Genomic DNA, 19,068 nt, shown 5'->3' with positions numbered 1-19,068 from the left:
ATTGATGGTAATTTTTTAACGAATGATGAGAGCTTTAATGATCTTTATAGATAAAAGTGGCGTTTCCAATATGCAGCTGCTACCCAAGAAATCGGTTGTGGTTGTCATGTTGGCTTTTGCTGCAATCCCTGTATTTGCACAAGATACCGCATCTGAAAAGGATGACACGGTCACGTTGGAAGAGGTCAAGGTAAAAGCATCGGCAGATGCAAACGCTAAAGGCTTGATGAAGCCATATGCTGGCGGCCAGGTGGCCAAAGGCGGCCGGGTTGGCGTGATGGGCAATCAGGATGCTATGGATACGCCTTTTTCAATCAATGCTTACACCAATGAACTCATTCAAAACCAGCAAGCTAAAAGCGTCGGTGACGTGCTATTGAACGACCCTTCTGTGAGGGTTGCACGTGGCTTTGGTAACTTCCAGGAATCGTATTTTATTCGTGGTTTTCAATTGTATTCAGACAGCGTTGCTTATAACGGCTTGTATGGACTGTTACCCAGGCAATATATTGCGGCAGAGCTTTTTGAACGTGTAGAAGTGTTGCGTGGTGCTTCTGCATTCTTAAATGGCGCCAGCCCCAATGGAGATGGTATCGGTGGCTCTATTTCATTATTGCCAAAGCGTGCGCCAAATGAGCCGCTAAGCGTGGTGAATGCTGGCTGGAGTTCTGGTAACCAGCAATTAATTTCTGCCGATGTTGCCAGACGTTTTGGACCAGATGATCGTGCTGGTATTCGACTGAATGTTTCCAAGCGTGATGGCGGTACAGCGGTTAATAAAGAACATGCTGATGTGGATCTGGTTTCACTGGCGTTAGATTGGCGCGGTGAAAAATTACGCTTGTCCGGTGATATTGGTTATCAGGATAACCACTTGAAGCAAACGCGCACCAATGTCACTCTAGATGCTGCGACCGGTGTACCTCGTGCACCAAAGAGCGATTCAAACTGGGCTCAGCCCTGGTCCTACTCTAACGAGAGGGATACTTTTGGTAGCTTACGTGGTGAATATGATCTCTCTGAAAAGATCACTGCTTATTTTGCTGGTGGCTTTCGAGAGTCACATGAAGCTAACTCTTTGGCAAATATGACTGTAAGTAATTCAGCGACTGGTGCCGGTAGTTTCTTTAGATTTGATAATACCCGCGAAGATTCTGTTAGAACGGGTGAGGTAGGCTTAAAGGGTAAGTTTGAAACTGGCTCTATCAGCCATGATGTAGTTTTGAATGCAAACTTGTATCATTTTGAAAAGAAAGCCGCTTATGCGTTTGGTAGCTCTTTGGCTACCAATTTGTATTCGCCTACTTATTACGCCCTGCCAACAGCAGGATTTGGTGCCGGTGTTCTAAGTAACCCAAGTACGACAGGTAGAACTATTTTGCGAAGTGTGGCATTAGGTGACACAGTCTCTATGTTAGATAGTCAGTTGTTGGTAACCTTAGGTTTAAGGCACCAAGAGATTGTCGGGACAACTTATAGCTACACTGGCGTGTTTACTGATTCTTATGATAAGAGTAAGTTGAGTCCAGTTCTGGGCGTAGTTGTCAAACCTTGGGATGGTATCTCGTTATATGCCAATTACATTGAAGGCTTGTCGCAGGGAGCAACAGCGCCTGGAACTTCAGCTAATCCAGGACAGACGCTTGCTCCATATGAAACAAAGCAAAAAGAAGTTGGCGCCAAATTCGACTTCGGTAAAGTTCGTGTCACTACGGCTTACTTTACTACTGACAAACCGCGCGGTTTTGTAAATGCGGCCAATGTCTTTACTTCGCAAGGTAAGGAAGAGCATCAAGGACTAGAGTTGATGACTTATGGCCAAATTTTGCCAAGTTTAAGGGTGCTAGGGGGTATTACCTGGTTGGATACCAAGCAGAAAAATACAGAAAATGCTGCCTCTGAGGGCAAGCAAACGATTGGTATTCCAGATCGACAAGCAAATTTTGGCGTAGAGTGGGATGCATTTATGCTACCTGGATTAACTTTCGATGCGCGAGTGATTACAACGGGACATTTTTATGCCAACAGCTCGAATACACAACGTGTTCCAGGCTGGACGCGATTAGATATCGGGGCTAGATATGCAACCGACATCAAAGGTCATTTGTTTACTGTACGCAGCCGTATTGATAACGTTACAGACCGTGACTATTGGGCTTCTGCTGGTGGCTCTGCAAGTGATACCGGTAATTATGGCTATCTTGTATTAGGCGCCCCACGCACTGTGACGATTAGTGCACAACTTGATTTCTAGTTTGAGGTGATGTGATTTGCGTTCGTCTTTGTTATTGATTCATCGCTGGCTAGGCCTGGCAAGCGCCTTATTCTTATTGCTTACCGGCCTGACTGGCGCAGTGATTTCCTGGGATCACGAGTTAGACGAGTGGCTGAATCCCGCCTGGATGCATAGTGAGTCACAAGGTTTGCATCAATCGACACTAGCACTTGCAAAACAGGTGGCTGAGCGCTATCCACAAGTGCAAGTCAGTTCTATTCCGCTGAAGGTGGAGCCGGGGCATACGCTGGCGATTGGTGTGCGGCCGCTACCGAACCCTCCCAATGGACTTGAGCCAGTCACGTTTAACCAGGTGTTTATCGACCCTGTGACTGGTGACGAGTTAGGCAAGCGCGAGTGGGGTGCCGTGTGGCCTGTGGATCGCACCAATGCAGTCTCGTTTCTGTATAAATTACATTACAGCCTGCACCTGCCCGAAATGTGGGGCATAGACCGCTGGGGCATCTGGTTGTTGGGTGGAGTGGCGATCATCTGGCTCATTGATAGTTTTATCGGCTTTTACCTGACCTTGCCCAAGTCTGCCAATAGGCCTAAAACCAAGCTGCATAAAGCACAGCGACATAGCCATCAAGCAACATTTTTGCAGCGCTGGTGGCCAGCCTGGAAAATGCGCTGGAACAGCAGTACGCATAAGCGCTATTTTGATATGCATCGGGCATTTGGCTTATGGACATGGCTGTTGCTGATTATTCTGGCATTTTCGGCGTTTGCGCTGAATCTGCGGCGAGAAGTGTTTATGCCAGTCATGAAGTCTGCTTTCACGCTGACGCCTACGCCTTCGGATGTGCGTCCACGTTTACCCGGGCCGCAACAATTGCCGCCGAAGGTGGATTATGAAAAGGTGCTGGATCTAGCGATCAATGACGCGCGTGCGCAAGGTTGGCAAGAGCCTGCGGGGCGTATTTCATATAGCGCAGCTTACCAATTATTTAATGTGGATTTTTATCACCCTGATGCCGATCATGGCGTGGCAGGCGCTGGACATAAGCGGTTGTATTACGATGGGCTGGATGCACACTATGTTGGCAAGCGTATTCCCTGGGAAGGTGGCGTTGGGGATGTGATCGTGCAGGCACAGTTCCCGCTGCATTCTGGCCGGATTCTTGGCTTGCCAGGCCGCATCCTTATTTCAGTCATGGGGCTGGTGGTTGCAATGCTTTCTGTGACCGGTGTTTATCTCTGGTGGAAAAAGCGTAAAGCCAGGAAAGTATCTTCCACTATTGTGCAAGGACAGGCACCTGCACCTGGCCGCATGCGTTCTGCCACACGCTGACCTGAGATTTCGAAGACTTCGACATCGCTCAAGGTCAACTCTCATTATCCAGTATTGATCAAGTATTGAGGTAAGGCCGCCGGGCCGCCTCAATAGCATTAGTTTTTTCTATGGCTGATATGCAATAATTTAGCCTTTATCCCCGCCACTGTTTATTTCACAAGTGAAAGTCAGTCTTACCAAATGGGCGGCCAGCTAAGGAAGAACTCACATGCGTATTTTGGTCATTGAAGATAACAAGGATATTCTGGCGAATATTCTTGATTACTTTTCAAAAGAGCATAAGGTCGATTGCGCACAGGATGGCCTGTCCGGGCTGCATTTGGCGGTGACGCAGGAGTTTGACCTCATCATCCTTGATGTCATGTTGCCCGGAATAGATGGCCTGCAATTAGCCAGCCGCTTAAGAAATGATGGCAATGTGTTCACCCCTATTATCATGCTGACTGCGCGTGATACCTTGGCCGACCGATTGAAAGGCTTCGAATCTGGCTCCGATGACTACTTGGTGAAGCCTTTTTCACTGGCTGAATTAGAAGCCCGCGCACTGGCGATATACAGGCGCAGCAAAGGCATTAATAACAATATACTCATGGTGCACGACCTAACCTTTGATATGAAGGGCTTGGTCGTCAGGCGTGCAGGAGTCATCCTGAAAATTCCGCCTTTGGGGCTGAAGCTTTTGGAAACGCTCATGCAGCACAGTCCTAACACCGTTAAACGCGGTGACCTGGAAGAGCAGTTCTGGGGGGATGCCGTCACCCGCGGCGATAACTTGCGCGCGCACATACATCAGTTGCGTACTGAAATTGACAAGCCATTTGATGTGCCATTAGTGCACACCATTCACGGCATTGGTTATCGTATCGGGCTTGAAAATGAATAAGGTCTCAATCAGATGGCGGATTGTGATCGCTTTTGCGCTGATCACTTTATTTGTCGCTGGCGCCTTTACCCTTGGCATTTATAAAATTGTCCATGCCATGGAGGATGAATTGCTCTCGCAGGAGATGCATGCAAAACTCGGACTGATTGTGGCTAACCCAGCTCGCTCGGATGACACTTTGAAAACGCTGGGCCTGCATTTATTCAGTGCTGATACGCCAGCAGACCCTAATATTTCTAAATATTTAGTGAATCTTAAACCTGGCTTTACTGAGGTTGAGGCCAGCCCATACAGTTATTATTTCTATCGACAAATAATTGATGGGCAAGATTACATCCTGGTGCAAGACCAAAGCATGTATGAAGATGGATTCGAACGGAATTTGTTTCTTGCCTTGAAGTCAGGCTTCTTTCTGACTATTTTGCTGGGTATTCTGGTTGGCTGGTTATTGGCCCGGCAAATCATCTCACCAATCAGCAGGCTCTCCGAGTTATTTTCTCGCCGGACATTGGACTCGCTTGATGACGAGTCAATCGCCAGCAAGTTTTCGCAGGATGAAATTGGACAGGTCGCCCAGGCGTTCGAGGATGCCTATGCCAGAGTCAAGGATGCATTATGGCGTGAACGGCTATTCACCAGTGATGTGAGTCATGAGTTTCGTAGCGGGCTGATGATTATTTCTTCCAGCTGTGAATTGTTAATGCAATCCAGGGCGAAGGACACCGCTGATTACGCAAGAGTTGAGCGCATTGCCCGTGCGAGTCTGGAACTGCAGCAATTGATCGAGTCATTACTGATCGTGGCGCGCGCAGAATATACCGCCATCAACCCCACCAAAACGCAAACGCTGGAACAAATTGCGCAGGAAGCATTTCAACGCTGGCAACCCGGGTTTGAGGAAAAAAATATTATCTTTAGTTTGATCAAGAAGCAGGCGCCCGAGTCTCGTCTATTGAACGCTGATTTATTGTTGACTGCCTTATCAAACCTGTTGAAAAATGCATTGAATTACACCCACAGTGGTAAAGTGGAAATCATCATTAATCAAGCGTCTATTTCAGTTGTAGATACAGGCATCGGCATTGATTTTGATCAGCAAAGCCAGGTCCTGAGGCCATTTATACGTGGCAACGAACTCCCGTTGGATGGGCTGGGTATGGGGCTGTCTTTAGTCCAGCGGATCTGTGAAAACCAAGGTTGGCGTCTCAGTTTGTTTTCTGAGCCTGGACGCGGGTCTACATTCACGATCAATTTGTAGCTTATTCACAAAAAAATCACAAAATACCCACGAAATACTAATGCTGCTTTATTTATCATGACTGCTTATGAGAAGTATTCTCATTAACAGATAATTAGCATTACGCATAAAAGGGATATGATGACACGAAATAATACGCTACGCATGCGGCCGATTGCCGTCATGGTTAGCTTGCTTAGTTTGGGTGGGCAAATGGCATATGCTGAGGGCGATGACCAAAAAAGCCAAACACTGCCAGAAGTTGAAGTTAAAACTCAACGTATTCAAGACAAGCCAAATAAAGGCTATCAGGCGACCAAAACCCGCGTTGGTAAAACTTACCAGGATCCACAAGATGTACCACAAGCGGTGACCACGCTGACCAGGGAATTGCTGCATGATCAGCAAGTGGGCTCATTGCGTGAAGCTTTGCGTAACGTGGTTGGTTTGTCTGTCAATGCTGCTGAGGGCGGCCGTGCTGGCGATAACTTCAACCTGCGTGGTTTCTACACTTTCGGTGACTTGTATCTGGATAACATGCGTGATACTGCACAGTACAACCGCGAAACATTTAACCTGGAGCAGGTAGATGTATTACGTGGTTCTGCAGCCATGTTGTTTGGTCGCGGCCAAGCGGGCGGCGTGATTAACCAGGTTTCCAAACTGGCTGAATTGCGTGATAAAAATACTCTGACCGCAAGTGGCGGTGAATACAACTATCACCAGTTTACCGGTGACTTTAATAAACAACTGACTGAAACAGCAGCCATTCGTGTCAATGTGATGGATAGACACGATGAAACTTATCGTAAGAATCCTGCAACGGGTGATCACCCATCATTTGACCGTCAAGGGATTGCGGTGAGTTTTGGTGCTGGTATCGGAACAGAAAATGAGTTCTACCTGAACCATATTTACACGCAAACTCGTGATGTGCCGGACTTCGGTATTCGTTTCTTTAACAAGCGTCCGTTAAACGATGCTGCTAATGGTCGTTCTGATAGAACTTTCTGGGGTAGCAATCAAAACTTTGATGACAGTGATACGCGTATGACTACGGGTATTTTCACGCACAAATTTAGCGATGATACACAGTTGCGCACCCAATTGCGCCATGCGAATTACAAGCGGGCGTATTGGGCCAAGACACCATATAACAACGGTACACTTCCTTTGCCATTTGAGACGAATGCTAATAATGTCACACGTTACATGGATTATGAAACCATTAACTTGCAATCTGACTTTAGTACCAAGTTTGAGCTGGCCGGGATGAAGCACTCGGTGATTACTGGTATTGAATATTTGAGAGAAGACTCTTTCAGATCCTCATTGTTGGATACAAATCCAAGCGCGACTATTGCTAGCTTTTCACGCCACATCAAAAACTATGCTGCACGTGTTACATTCGAAGCTAATAACTATGCTGCCTATGCACAGGACAGTATCGAGTTTATGCCTAACTGGACATTGCTGGCCGGTGTTCGTCGTGACTATATGAGCTCAGATAACTACACGGCAAACAACGACACCATGCGTCATTTGAAGTTTGGTGAGAACAGCTACCGTACAGGCTTGTCCTGGCAGCCAAACCCTGACCGTCATTATTACCTGACATATAGTGATTCTTTCAGCCCAACAGCTGATTTGTATCAGTTGTCAGTTAAAGCGCAACCGCCTGAGCGTAGCCGTTCTTATGAGTTGGGTAGCAAATGGCTGTTCCTGGATGGCGACCTGTCTTTCCGTACGGCTTTGTTCAGTACAACAAAAGACTGGGAGCGTAACCAGGACTTGGAAGCAACGGCTGCAATCCTGACCAACCGTCGCCGTACCAATGGTGTCGAATTTGAAATGACCGGTAAGTTGACCGATCGTTGGGATGTGTTTGCAGGCGTTGCTTTCCTGGATGCACGTATTATCAACGTAGCGCAGATACTGAATACCACGACAGGTGCGGTGACTTATGCAGACGAGCGCCTGGCTGGTCAGCGTGCACGTAACACCCCAATTGGTACGTTCAACTTGTGGACAACCTATGCATTGAACGATGCGTGGAAAGTCGGCGGCGGTGTTGAAGCCAAAGGCGAGCGTTATGCTTACAACCCGAGTGCAGCGAACGCCAATGCCAGCTTTACGAATGGTCACTTCAACCCGAATGCTGCACCAGGTTACGCTCGCGTTGACTTGATGGCCGCATACGAGCAACCTAAGTGGGCCGTGCGCTTGAACATCAAAAACTTGCTGAATAAAGAGTATTATGATGCCGTGTATGACAACGGTGGTTTGGTGACTCCGGGCAATAAACGCCAGGCGATCATCACTACCGAATATAAATTCTAGGAGTTGATTTGCTGCTGACGTTACCGGATGTATTGCTGGAAGATGAACTAACTACCATCCGAGGCCTGCTTAAACAGGCGCAATGGATAGATGGTCGCAATACTGCCGGGGCGCAGGCAGCACAAGTCAAAAATAACCAGCAACTGGCCGAACAGGATCCGTTGCTGGCAAACATTCGAGGGATCGTGTTGCAGGCATTGCATCGCGATCCTTTATTTTTTTCGGCAGCCTTGCCGGATAAAATTTTGCCACCGTTTGTGAACCGTTATGCGGGGCAAAACAATCACTATGGCTTTCATGTGGATAGTGCGATGCGTAGCATGCCGGATGGCAGTGCGCGCGTGCGGGCAGATGTGTCTGCCACCTTGTTTTTTAATGATCCGGATGAGTACGATGGCGGCGAACTGGTGGTGCAGGATGTGTTTGGCGATCAGCGCATCAAGCTCAAGGCCGGGTCTATTGTGATTTACCCTTCCAGTTCAGTGCACGCGGTGACGCCCGTCACGCGTGGTGAGCGCTTGGCCAGTTTTATGTTTATTCAGAGCATGGTGCGTGACGCTGCACACCGGCGCATGTTGTTTGATATGGATATGGCATTGGTCAGGTTACGTCAGCAGCACGGTGAAACGGCTGAAGTGGTTCAGCTCACTGGGATTTATCACAATCTTTTACGGCAGTGGGCTTTATAAACACGCATGCAAGTACTCCCCTTATTGCAACACTACGCGCAACAAGCGCAATCTGGTTTGCCTGCTGATATCTGGCACTATTTACAATCTGATGCAGGCAGCGGGCAGCAGAGCCTGGCGAATGTGCAAGGCTGGCAGTCGATCAAGCTTTACCCGCGCCCGCTGGCAACTTTAAGCCATCCTAATACCCGTTGCGAGCTGTTTGGTGAGCGTTGGGAGCATCCGATTATGCTGGCGCCGGTGGCTTATCAAAAGTTGTTTCATGCCGACGGCGAAGTAGGCACTGCGGTGGCGTGTAATGCCCAGCAAGGGCAAATGCTGGTGAGCAGCCTGGCTAGCCAGTCGCTTGCCGAGATTATTGCGCAGGCACAGCAACCATTATGGTTTCAGTTGTATTGGCAGGGTGACCGTCCGCGCACATTGGCCTTGCTGCAAAAAGCCCTGGCTGCCGGATATAGCGTCGTGGTGTTTACTGTGGATGCGCCAGTCAAGCAGGCGGTGATGGATTTGCCCGAAGGTATTGCTGCTGTTAATTTGAGCCAACCCTTGACGCCTAAGGCGATTGGGCCTGGACAAAGCCAGGTGTTTGATGGCTGGATGTCGCAAGCCCCTGATTGGGAGGATGTCGCCTGGCTGCGCGAGCAATGCCCCGTGCCGTTCTTACTTAAGGGTCTGATGCATGTCGAAGACGCCATACAGGCCGCAGGCCTTGGCTGTGATGGACTTGTTATTTCCAACCACGGTGGGCGCGTACTGGATACGACGCCCACCGTGGTGGACGTATTGCCTGCGATTGCGGATGCTGTCGGCGGACAATGCAAACTGATTGTCGATAGTGGTATACGTAGTGGGCAAGATGTATTTAAAGCGCTGGCATTGGGCGCGGATGCAGTCTGTATCGGGCGGCCTTATGTCTGGGGGCTGGCAGCAGAAGGGGCGCTGGGCGTCGCTAAAGTCATCCGCACACTACGTGATGAACTGGAAATGACCATGGCATTGACCGGGGTTGCCAATTTAAAGGCGCTACACAAAGTAGCCCTGTTTTAATGATTGAAAAGGAAGTAACGTGAATACATTATTCATTCGCATAGTATTGGCTGCAACACTCTCTATCTCAGCCACGAGTGCGTTTGCCGCTGCAGACTGCAAGTCCTACCCTAAAGAAGAGTGGGCTTCTGAGGATACGCTGAAAGAAGCCATGGAGGCTGAAGGATATACCATCAAGAAATTCAAGATTGATGGTAACTGCTATGAAATTTATGGCCGTAGCAAAGAGGGTAAAAAGGTCGAGATTTATTTCGATATGAAAACGCTGGCGATTGTGAAAGCGATTGGCCTCAAAGACTAATATTTTCATGCAAGCACGCGCGGATATCTTGTGGCCCTGGTGGCTGCGGCTTAGTCACTGGCTGGTGGCCGCTGGCGTGATTGCTTTGTGGTTGATGAGTTATGCCTGGTATGAAACCGACTGGATACACCGTTCAGTCGGCTATGCGGTGCTGGGCATTGTGGCTGTGCGTATCACGCTAGGCTGTTGCACCAGGCTCAGCAGTGGGCGTTTTTATCTGCCGCGCTGGCGTGCTATACGCACGCATATCGCCGAGATGCGGCAAGGACATCTTAGTCCTTATCAAGGGCACAATCCCTTGGGGCAATGGTCGGTCTACCTGATCTGGCTACTGATTGCCGCGCTCTCACTGACTGGCTGGCTCAGCCGTACAGATGCCTTATGGGGCGAAGACTGGCCGGTAGATCTGCATGCTGTGCTTAGCCTGGGTTTGCTTGGTCTGATTGTGGTACATGTGCTGGCAGTGGTTGTGGTGTCACGGCTGTCTGGCCAGCATTTGTTATCACAAATGATACATGGGCGTTCGGCGCCACTTAAACGCAAATCTCGCTGAATGCGGATGCCAGCTGGCATGCTCTCCGTATTCTCCCCCCAAATCCTGCCTGTTTTTACTTTGTATAAAAGTATCAAAATGTATCGCTCTCTTTAGTCGCACAGCGGCTTCATTTAAGATGGCACATCTGCTGATATCCGTGATGATTTATGAATCTTATTCTGTGGCGCTGTCTTGTTGATTTCGAGTGATCGCATGCGCAAATATTTATGTTTAATGTTGCTGCCTGGCCTGGTGTATGCGCAGGAGTCGCTTTGGTACGATGATGGTGATCCGCTGGACACACAGGTACACACGCTGCCAAAAATCCCGGGTGAGTATCGCGGCAATGCCGCTGACTGCAGCCCTGTAGACCTGCAGCAGCCACTGACGCTGGCCGATGTGGTCGACATCAGTTTGTGCCATAACCCGCAGACCAGCGAAGTCTGGGCCAGCGCCCGTGTGCAGGCAGCGCAATTGGGTGTGGCTAAATCGGCCTATTTACCCAGTGTGACCAATACCGTCTCCAGCAATATGGGCGTGCTCAGCCCTGAATCTGCAACGCGCGGTAATCCCAATCTGAATATCGCTAACAGTGTGGTGGCGAGCTATCTTTTGTATGACTTCGGCAACCGTAAAGCCAATGTAGAGAATGCGCGCCAGTTACTGCTAGCTGCCAGTGCTACCCAGAGCCGTACGGTACAAACCGTGTTGCTGAATACCATTATTGCCTACTACCAGGTACAGGCCAATATTGCGGCACTGACAGCCGCCCAACAGGCAGAGCGTGCAGCAGAGGAAAGTTTTAAAGCGGCCAATGCGCGTTACCAGGCTGGTGTGGCGACGCCCGCCGATAAATTACAGGCGCAAACTGCCTATGCCCAGCTCACGTTGCAACGCATTACCATAGAAGGCACACTCCGCGTCGCTTATGGTGCATTGGTGAACCTGATGGGATCGCCTGCCAACCGGCCTGTGAAGTTAGCCGCCAGTATGAATGACGCACCGCCCAGCATTCTTGACGATGTCAGCGCATTGATTGAGCAGGCCGGGCAGCGCCGCCCGGATTTGATGGCCAGTGAAGCACAGGTACGCGCGGCCGAGGCCAGCATTGCTGCCAGTCAAGCGGCCAGCAAACCGACCATCAGCATGGGTGTTTCCAATAATCTGCAAGATGGCTCACAGTATGCAGCCAATAGCGCAACCACATTGGGCGTCACCGTTTCTATTCCACTGTTTGCCGGCTACGCGCCCACCTACCGCATACGCGCGGCTGAAGCGACGGCTGACCTGCGGCTTGCCCAGCGTGACCGTTTACGTTTGCAGATTTCGCTGGATGTGTGGAGTGCCTATCAAAACTTGCGCACCGCATTGCAAGCGATGACAGCCAGCAAAACCCTGCTGGAAAGTGCCGAGCAATCGTATCGGGTGGCGCTAGGGCGGTATAAGGCCGGTGTCGGCAATATCATTGATACACTCAATGCGCAAAGCGCACTGGCGTTGGCACGTCAGCAAAACATCCAGGCCGGACTGAATGCCAATATCGCACGTGCCACCCTGGCACAAGCCATTGGCGAGCTTGACCATGCCATGATTCAGTCACTGCCAGGCGCTCACGCGACCTCTAACTAAAACGGACACGTATTTATGAAGCGCATCAAAAACATACTGGTGGTATTGCTGTTAATCGCGATAGCCGCGACAGCCTATTGGTATTACAAGCAGACCCACCAACCCAAGCCGGAAGATTTATACCGATTGGATGAAGTGACACAAGGACATGTTGAGCAAACGGTATCGGCGAATGGTACGCTCAATCCGGTTAGCCTGATCAGCGTTGGTACCCAGGTCTCAGGTATTGTGAGAAAAATGTATGTCGATTTTAATGATGTGGTTAAAAAAGACCAGGTGCTGCTAGAGCTGGACAGTACTTTATTCAATGCGCAGATTGCGCAATCTAAAGGCAGCGTTAGGAATAATGAGGCTGCGGTGGAACTGGCGATTGCCAATGAAAAACGTATGCGCCAGTTATATGCGCAAGAGTATGTGTCCAAGCAGGAGCTGGATACCGCCGTGCAGGTATTGAAGTCAGCCAGGGCGCAACTGGAGACTGCACGCGGCTTACTGGCACGCGATGTGACCAACCTCAATTTCAGTATTATCCGCTCGCCGGTATCTGGTGTTGTTGTCAACCGGGTGGTCGATGTAGGGCAAACGGTGGCTGCCAGTTTCCAGACGCCGACCTTGATCCAAATTGCACAAGACTTGGCCAATATGCAGATTGACACCAGTTTTGCCGAGGCGGATATCGGCAAGATTAAAGAAGGGCAGAAAGTGAATTTTAATGTCGATGCCTTCCCTGACCGTAGCTTTGAAGGGGTAGTGAAACAACTGCGTTTGAATTCAACCAACACTTCGAATGTGGTGACCTATAACGTGGTGGTGTCGGTTGATAACCAGGATCTAACCTTGCTGCCTGGCATGACTGCCTACGTGAATATTATTGTGGATAAAGCCCGGCATGCTTTGCTGGTGCCGAATGCCGCCTTGCGCTATAAACCAAAACTGAGTGCCTCTGCGACGCCCGATCGGTCAGCACCAGAGGTGGGTGGCGGTGAAGGCAAGCGTGGCTGGCGCAAACATGGCGCTAAAGGCGAAGGGCAAGGCCCATCCACTAGCGCAGCAATGGGTGGGGCCATGGGCAAAATTTATGTATTGAGGGCTGGCCAACCGGTGATGATACGCGTGCATACCGGCATTACCGATGGTCGCTCAACCGCAGTGTCTGGTGAGGGCCTGGCTGCGGGTGACAAGGTGATTGTCAGCGAGTTGCAAAGTGACAACTCTGCCAATAAAGGGCAGGGTAATAATAATGGCCCGCGTGGGCCGAGAATGTTCTAAACGCATGCAAAAATCAGTGATTGAGGTACATCATCTCTACAAAGCCTATCAAACGGCGGCAGGGGATTTTCCGGTATTAAAGGACGTCAACTTGCAGGTGTTGGCTGGGGATTATGTCGCCATCATGGGTCCTTCCGGCTCTGGAAAATCGACCTTTATGAATATTCTGGGTTGCCTCGACATGCCTACGGCAGGCAGTTATGTGCTGGATGGCTACGCGGTGGCGACCATGGCTGCGGATCAGGTGGCAAAGGTGCGTAATCAAACGATAGGTTTTGTGTTTCAGGGCTTTAACCTGCTGGCACGCGCCAGCTTGCTGGATAACGTGGCCTTGCCGCTGGTTTATGCCGGTGTCAGCAAAGAAGAGCGTCATGCACGTGCCAGGGTATTGCTGGAGAAAGTGGGGCTGAGCAAGCACATGCATTCCCATCCCAACCAGATTTCTGGCGGGCAGCAGCAGCGGGTCGCCATTGCCCGTGCTTTGGTTAATCAGCCACGCTTGATTCTGGCTGATGAGCCCACTGGTAACTTGGACAGTACCACCAGTGAAGAAATCATGGCCATTTTTGACAGCCTCAACCAGGAAGGCATCACCATTGTGCTGGTTACACACGAAACTGATATTGCCGAACATGCCAAGCGGCAGGTGCGGTTTCTGGATGGCAAGATAGTGCAGGATACCGGTAGTGCATCAAGTGTCGCCGGAAGTGAGTATGTTTAGCGCCATGCTGGGGGAAGCCTGGCATGCCATGGGCGCTAATCGCTTACGCACGTTTCTGACCATGCTGGGGATGGTGATCGGTGTGGGTGCGGTGGTGCTGATGATGGCGATCGGTCAAGGGGCTGAGGCTTCGGTCAAACGTTCTATCAGCGCCATGGGCAGCCATTTGTTCGTGGTACTTTCCGGCCCACCAAGAATGGGCGGGGCTCGCACCGCAACCGGTAATGCGCCTTCGCTCAATGTACGCGATGCGAATGCGATTGGTGAGCTATATGGCGTGGTCGGCGTCGCGCCAGTGACCATGGGCAAAGGGCAAGTCGTCTATGCCAGCAATAACTGGAATACCGATATTATTGGCACCACGGCAGAGTATATGGACATCCGTGGCTGGGGATTATCGGCCGGCTATCCGTTTTCAGCTTCGGACACCCGCTCTGCTACACGCGTTGCCTTGCTGGGTAGAACCGTGGTGCAAAACCTGTTTGGTGAAGACGAGGATGTTGATCCCATCGGCAAAAAAATCCGTATTAACCAGCGCCCATTTGTTGTGCTGGGCGTACTTGATAGCAAGGGGCAGACACTGGACGGGCGTGACCAGGATGACACTATTATTGTGCCACTAACGACGGCGCAGCGAAAATTATTTGGTAACCAGTTGCCCGGCACTGTGCGGCAGATCATGGTGCAGGCCGAGTCTGATAATGTGATGAGTATGGTAGAAGAGGCGCTGAATAGTTTGCTCAACCAGCGTCACAATATCCGCGAAGGTGCCGACAGCGATTTTTCGGTACGTAACCTGACGGCGATTGCCAATTCGGCGGCCGAAACTGCGCGCACCATGTCTTTGCTGTTAGGGGCGATTGCTTCAGTGTCTTTACTGGTCGGTGGCATCGGCATTATGAATATTATGCTGGTGTCAGTGACTGAGCGTACGCGCGAAATTGGTATCCGCATGGCCATTGGGGCGAGGGAAACAGATATTCTGATGCAGTTTTTGCTGGAGGCCATCATGATCTCCATCGTTGGCTGCCTGATCGGCATCGTCATTGGTGTGACGGGCGCGGTGCTGGTGAGTGTGTTCACGCAGGCCGAGGTGATTATCTCAAGCGCATCAGTATTGATTGCATTTAGCGTCGCCGCCAGTATTGGTGTGTTTTTCGGCTTTTATCCGGCCAGAAAAGCGGCCCGCTTAAATCCGATTGAAGCTCTGCGCTATCAATAGCAATGCATTGTTTGGGATAGGACTGCTAGTCCATTTCAATCGGTGGGGCGACTTTAAGCACTTCTTCGACCGTGGTCAGGCCAGCTGCCACTTTTTCTGCCCCATTTAACATCAATGGTTGCAGGCCTGCCTGTGTGGCGGCTTGCCGTAACTGCAACAAGTCCGTTTCCGGGGTAATCAGTTTGCGCAAGGCCGGTGTAAGGGTCAACATTTCATAAATGCCGGTGCGGCCACGGTAGCCGGTTTTCCGGCACTCCTGACATCCCACGGCCTTCATGACTTTTGCCGGTTTTTTGGCTTTAAACGGGCGCGTGACGCTGGCCCATTCATCGTCTGAAATCTCAGTTTCGGTTTTGCAATGCGGGCATAGCGTGCGCACCAGGCGTTGTGCCATGATGCCAAGCAAGCTGGAGTGAATCAGGTAGGCCGGCACGCCCAGGTCCAGTAAACGGGTCACGGCAGAAGGGGCATCGTTAGTGTGCAGGGTGGATAACACCAGGTGGCCAGTCAGTGCAGCCTGAATCGCCATATCCGCGGTTTCCTGGTCGCGAATCTCGCCCACCATAATAATGTCTGGGTCCTGCCGCATCAGGGTGCGTATGCCTTCGGCAAAGCCCAACCCAATATTTTGCGTCACCTGCATTTGGTTGAAAGCAGGTTCAATCATCTCAATCGGGTCTTCCACCGTACACACATTCACTTCATCGGTCGCCAGTTGTTTCAGCGTGGTGTAGAGCGTGGTGGTTTTACCAGAACCCGTCGGCCCGGTGACCAGAATGATGCCATTCGGTTGACGCGTCCATTGCGCCCATTGTTCACTCTGGCGTTTAGAAAAGCCAAGTAGCTGGAAGTCTTGTACCAGAATATCCGGTTTGAAAATCCGCATCACCAGCTTCTCGCCAAACGCAGTGGGCATGGTCGATAAACGTAATTCGATTTCCTTGCCATCTCCGCTGACCGTTTTGACACGGCCATCCTGCGGGCGGCGTTTTTCCACCATGTCCATGCGGCCCAGCAGTTTAATCCGGCTGGTAATCGCGTTCATGATATTGCTGGGTAATTGATACACCTGATGCAATACGCCATCAATACGAAAGCGCATCAAGCCCATATTACGGCGCGGTTCGAGGTGGATATCACTGGCACGTTGCTCAAACGCATATTTAAACAACCAGTCGACGATATTCACTACATGTTGCTCATTGGCATCCAGCTGGCGGTCTTTGCCCAGCTCAATTAATTGTTCAAAATTTTGTACGCCGACAATTTGCCCGGCCTTGGCCGCGTTGGCAGATTGAATCGCCGCAGAGAGTTGGTATATCTCGGGCAAATAGCGCTGCAAGTCCAGCGGATTCACCATCACCACCTGTATGCGTAATTTGAGCAGGCGCTCCAGGTCGTGCAGCCACGCCTGGTGAAACGGATCGGCGGTGGCAATGGTCGCGATGCCATCCTTGACCGTGATTGGCATGATGCGCAAACGTTCGGCATAGGCTTGTGACACAATTTGCGCGGCAGCACTGAAATCGAGTTTCAGCGGGTCAATATGGTAGTAAGGGACTTCGGCCTTATCCGCCACATAGCGGCTTAGGCTCTCCACCGTCAGTAATTGTGATGGCTGCTGCTGGTCTGGCCATTTTTGCTCAGCCACAATCACAATCGGGTGAATTTTGGAGCTGTCCCGCTTGCGGTCTTGATGCAGTTTTTCTGCCCATGCCTTGTCGATACAGCCATCCGAAACCAGCATGCGCAGCAAATCACCCAGACGCAGGCTTTCCAAGGTTTTGGGTAGATTAAATGGGGCTGGGCTATTCATGTCATGTTTGGGCAGGAGTACCAGCCTATGGTGCAAAAATCATGCCATGGAAAAGTGGCAGGAATGGTCACTTTGGGGTAAGTGATCATGCAGAGAAAAAGTATTCTTTTTTCGCCTTGTTGGCGAGTTACTTTTCTTTATTTTCCCAAAGCGAAGGCTATCTCTATGATCGATCTATTTCGCCTCTCGGCGACCATTCTTTCTTATGCTTGTCCATAAGAAAGAAGGCAAAGAACAAGACACCCCAACTTCCGCTTTTATCCTGTGCTACTCGGTTTGCCGGGCGTCCATCGAAACTCGCCCTGACAAGCCACACAGAACGTGGCTTGTTGCGGAGCTCGGACAGCCGATGGCCGAAGACTCCCGCCAACCCTGCGTTGCTCGGCGCGGCAGATGGGGACCCCGAACACCTAATGAGCGCCATCGTTTAGAAGGTTTAACAAAAGAATCTGGTTTTTGAATCGTCCGAACTAAACCAATGCAAGTTAGATGAGACAAATCCCATCCCATCCCATCACGCTGAGTAGCGGAGACAAAATAAGAGTAGAGGGAGCGACTGTCTGAATCCAGCGGTGGGCTGCGTAGTGTGCAGCCCGCTAGGTTGAGTTTCGTGACCGGCTTATTTTGTTGAGCAACGTAAGGGAGCCTTTAGGCCGTGATGGCTGGGTGCCCTCTTCTTTGGTTACTTTCTGAGGGGCAAGCATCAGAAAATAACTCGCCAGCAAGGCGAAAGAGTTTCTGCTTCAAGCATCACTGCCTGTGCCGTTTGCTCAAAGAGTTACTTTCAAAATGATCTATAGCTTCATCTGAATCCGCATACTCAAGTCCACCGCTTGTATGTTTTTAGTCAGCGCACCAATCGAAATTCTGTCCACGCCTGTTTCTGCAATCGCCCGCACTGTTGTTAAATCCACATTGCCCGAGGCCTCGAGCAAAGCGCGTTTCTGGTTCATGGCGACGGCTTGACGCAGCGCTTCCAGCGTAAAATTATCCAGCAAAATGCTGGTGGCACCAGCAGTCAGCGCTTGTTGCAGTTCATCCAGGTTTTCCACCTCAATCTGGATATTCTCAGTCTGCCGTAATGCAAACGCGGCTTGTAACACGGCGGTGATTGAGCCTGCAGCAGCAATATGATTTTCCTTGATCAGAATGCCGTCGTATAAAGCTAGCCGCTGGTTGGCGCCACCGCCGGTGAGCACGGCGTACTTTTGCGCCAGGCGTAAGCCGGGCAGCGTTTTTCGCGTGTCGAGAATTTGTGCCGGTAAACCAGCAATGGCATCTACATAGTGGCGGGTATGTGTTGCCACGGCCGACAAGGTTTGCAGAAAATTAAGGGCTGGCCGTTCTGCACTCAGCATGGCGCGCGCATCCCCATGAATATTGACCAATGGCTGATTGGCTTGCACACGTTCACCATCCTTTACCAGCCAGGTCAGTTGTATCGCCGGGTCCAACTGCTCAAAGCACTGTGCGAGCCAGGCGCAGCCACAAATGACGGCGTCTTCGCGGCTAATGATGGTCGCTGAGGCTTGTGTGCCAGCCGGAATCAGGGCGGCTGTCAGGTCGCCGTTACCGATATCTTCTGCCAGGGTCGCGCGTACCTGTTCAGCGATGATGGTCTGGTCGAGATAATCGGGTAAGTGTTGGTAAAGCGGGAATGTGGTCATCTGGTTGCCAGCAAGGTTAAAAAATATGCATGTGACATTCTAAGCCCATGCTAAAAGCTATTATAATAAAAGCGCCCCAAGACATGCGATAAGACCAGCGTTTTTTAAGCATAAGCTTTTCGTGATGGGGTATTTTTTTC

15 protein-coding genes are annotated in these 19,068 nt (G+C 50.5%); 13 read left to right on the top strand and 2 right to left on the bottom strand.

All coding sequences use genetic code 11. The annotated features are described in order from the left end of the window. Window positions 1–22: 22 nt before the first annotated feature. From MET42_RS0112630 to MET42_RS0112570, 13 genes are all read left to right on the top strand, one after another. Window positions 23–2,254 (top strand): TonB-dependent siderophore receptor, encoded by a 2,232-nt coding sequence (locus MET42_RS0112630; RefSeq protein ID WP_232411572.1) that lies wholly within the window; start codon window positions 23–25, stop codon window positions 2,252–2,254. A 16-nt stretch (window positions 2,255–2,270) separates the two neighbouring features. Further along, window positions 2,271–3,569, top strand: a complete 1,299-nt coding sequence (locus tag MET42_RS0112625; RefSeq protein WP_232411569.1) for a PepSY domain-containing protein — start codon at window positions 2,271–2,273, stop codon at window positions 3,567–3,569. 211 nt (window positions 3,570–3,780) lie between these two features. Further along, complete coding sequence (locus tag MET42_RS0112620) at window positions 3,781–4,455, top strand: response regulator transcription factor (protein ID WP_019883416.1); 675 nt, start codon at window positions 3,781–3,783, stop codon at window positions 4,453–4,455. Then, the gene (locus MET42_RS0112615; protein WP_019883415.1) at window positions 4,448–5,713 is read left to right on the top strand and encodes a HAMP domain-containing sensor histidine kinase; all 1,266 of its coding nucleotides are present in this window, start codon (window positions 4,448–4,450) and stop codon (window positions 5,711–5,713) included. Before MET42_RS0112620 ends, MET42_RS0112615 begins: the two co-directional genes overlap by 8 nt. 144 nt (window positions 5,714–5,857) lie before the next feature. After that, on the top strand, window positions 5,858–8,032 hold the full coding sequence (locus MET42_RS0112610) for a TonB-dependent siderophore receptor (protein ID WP_019883414.1): 2,175 nt from the start codon (window positions 5,858–5,860) through the stop codon (window positions 8,030–8,032). Window positions 8,033–8,040: 8 nt separating this feature from the next. After that, window positions 8,041–8,721 (top strand): Fe2+-dependent dioxygenase, encoded by a 681-nt coding sequence (locus tag MET42_RS0112605; RefSeq protein ID WP_019883413.1) that lies wholly within the window; start codon window positions 8,041–8,043, stop codon window positions 8,719–8,721. A 6-nt stretch (window positions 8,722–8,727) separates the two neighbouring features. Continuing rightward, on the top strand, window positions 8,728–9,768 hold the full coding sequence (locus tag MET42_RS0112600) for an alpha-hydroxy-acid oxidizing protein (RefSeq protein WP_019883412.1): 1,041 nt from the start codon (window positions 8,728–8,730) through the stop codon (window positions 9,766–9,768). Between the two features lie 19 nt (window positions 9,769–9,787). Further along, on the top strand, window positions 9,788–10,069 hold the full coding sequence (locus tag MET42_RS0112595) for a PepSY domain-containing protein (protein ID WP_019883411.1): 282 nt from the start codon (window positions 9,788–9,790) through the stop codon (window positions 10,067–10,069). 7 nt (window positions 10,070–10,076) lie between these two features. Beyond that, the gene (locus MET42_RS0112590; RefSeq protein WP_019883410.1) at window positions 10,077–10,622 is read left to right on the top strand and encodes a cytochrome b/b6 domain-containing protein; all 546 of its coding nucleotides are present in this window, start codon (window positions 10,077–10,079) and stop codon (window positions 10,620–10,622) included. A gap of 195 nt (window positions 10,623–10,817) precedes the next feature. After that, a complete protein-coding gene (locus MET42_RS0112585; RefSeq protein ID WP_232411567.1) occupies window positions 10,818–12,233 on the top strand; it encodes a TolC family protein in 1,416 nt (471 codons plus the stop codon). Window positions 12,234–12,248: 15 nt separating this feature from the next. Next, complete coding sequence (locus MET42_RS0112580; RefSeq protein WP_019883408.1) at window positions 12,249–13,502, top strand: efflux RND transporter periplasmic adaptor subunit; 1,254 nt, start codon at window positions 12,249–12,251, stop codon at window positions 13,500–13,502. A 4-nt stretch (window positions 13,503–13,506) separates the two neighbouring features. Beyond that, window positions 13,507–14,223, top strand: coding sequence for an ABC transporter ATP-binding protein (locus MET42_RS0112575; RefSeq protein WP_019915186.1), 717 nt, complete (start codon window positions 13,507–13,509; stop codon window positions 14,221–14,223). After that, complete coding sequence (locus tag MET42_RS0112570) at window positions 14,216–15,445, top strand: ABC transporter permease (protein WP_019883406.1); 1,230 nt, start codon at window positions 14,216–14,218, stop codon at window positions 15,443–15,445. Before MET42_RS0112575 ends, MET42_RS0112570 begins: the two co-directional genes overlap by 8 nt. A 25-nt stretch (window positions 15,446–15,470) precedes the next feature. On the opposite strand, the gene MET42_RS0112565 is transcribed toward MET42_RS0112570, so the two are convergent. Together MET42_RS0112565 and nadC are read right to left on the bottom strand one after the other, a co-directional pair. After that, window positions 15,471–17,261 (bottom strand): GspE/PulE family protein, encoded by a 1,791-nt coding sequence (locus MET42_RS0112565; RefSeq protein WP_029512442.1) that lies wholly within the window; start codon window positions 17,259–17,261, stop codon window positions 15,471–15,473. Window positions 17,262–18,055: 794 nt separating this feature from the next. Then, on the bottom strand, window positions 18,056–18,928 hold the full coding sequence (gene nadC, locus MET42_RS0112555) for a carboxylating nicotinate-nucleotide diphosphorylase (RefSeq protein WP_019883402.1): 873 nt from the start codon (window positions 18,926–18,928) through the stop codon (window positions 18,056–18,058). Window positions 18,929–19,068 lie beyond the last annotated feature (140 nt).

It is taken from the genome of Methylophilus sp. 42 (assembly GCF_000384155.1).
Classification (GTDB): Bacteria; Pseudomonadota; Gammaproteobacteria; order Burkholderiales; family Methylophilaceae; genus Methylophilus.
This window is presented reverse-complemented; position numbering and strand designations above follow the sequence as displayed.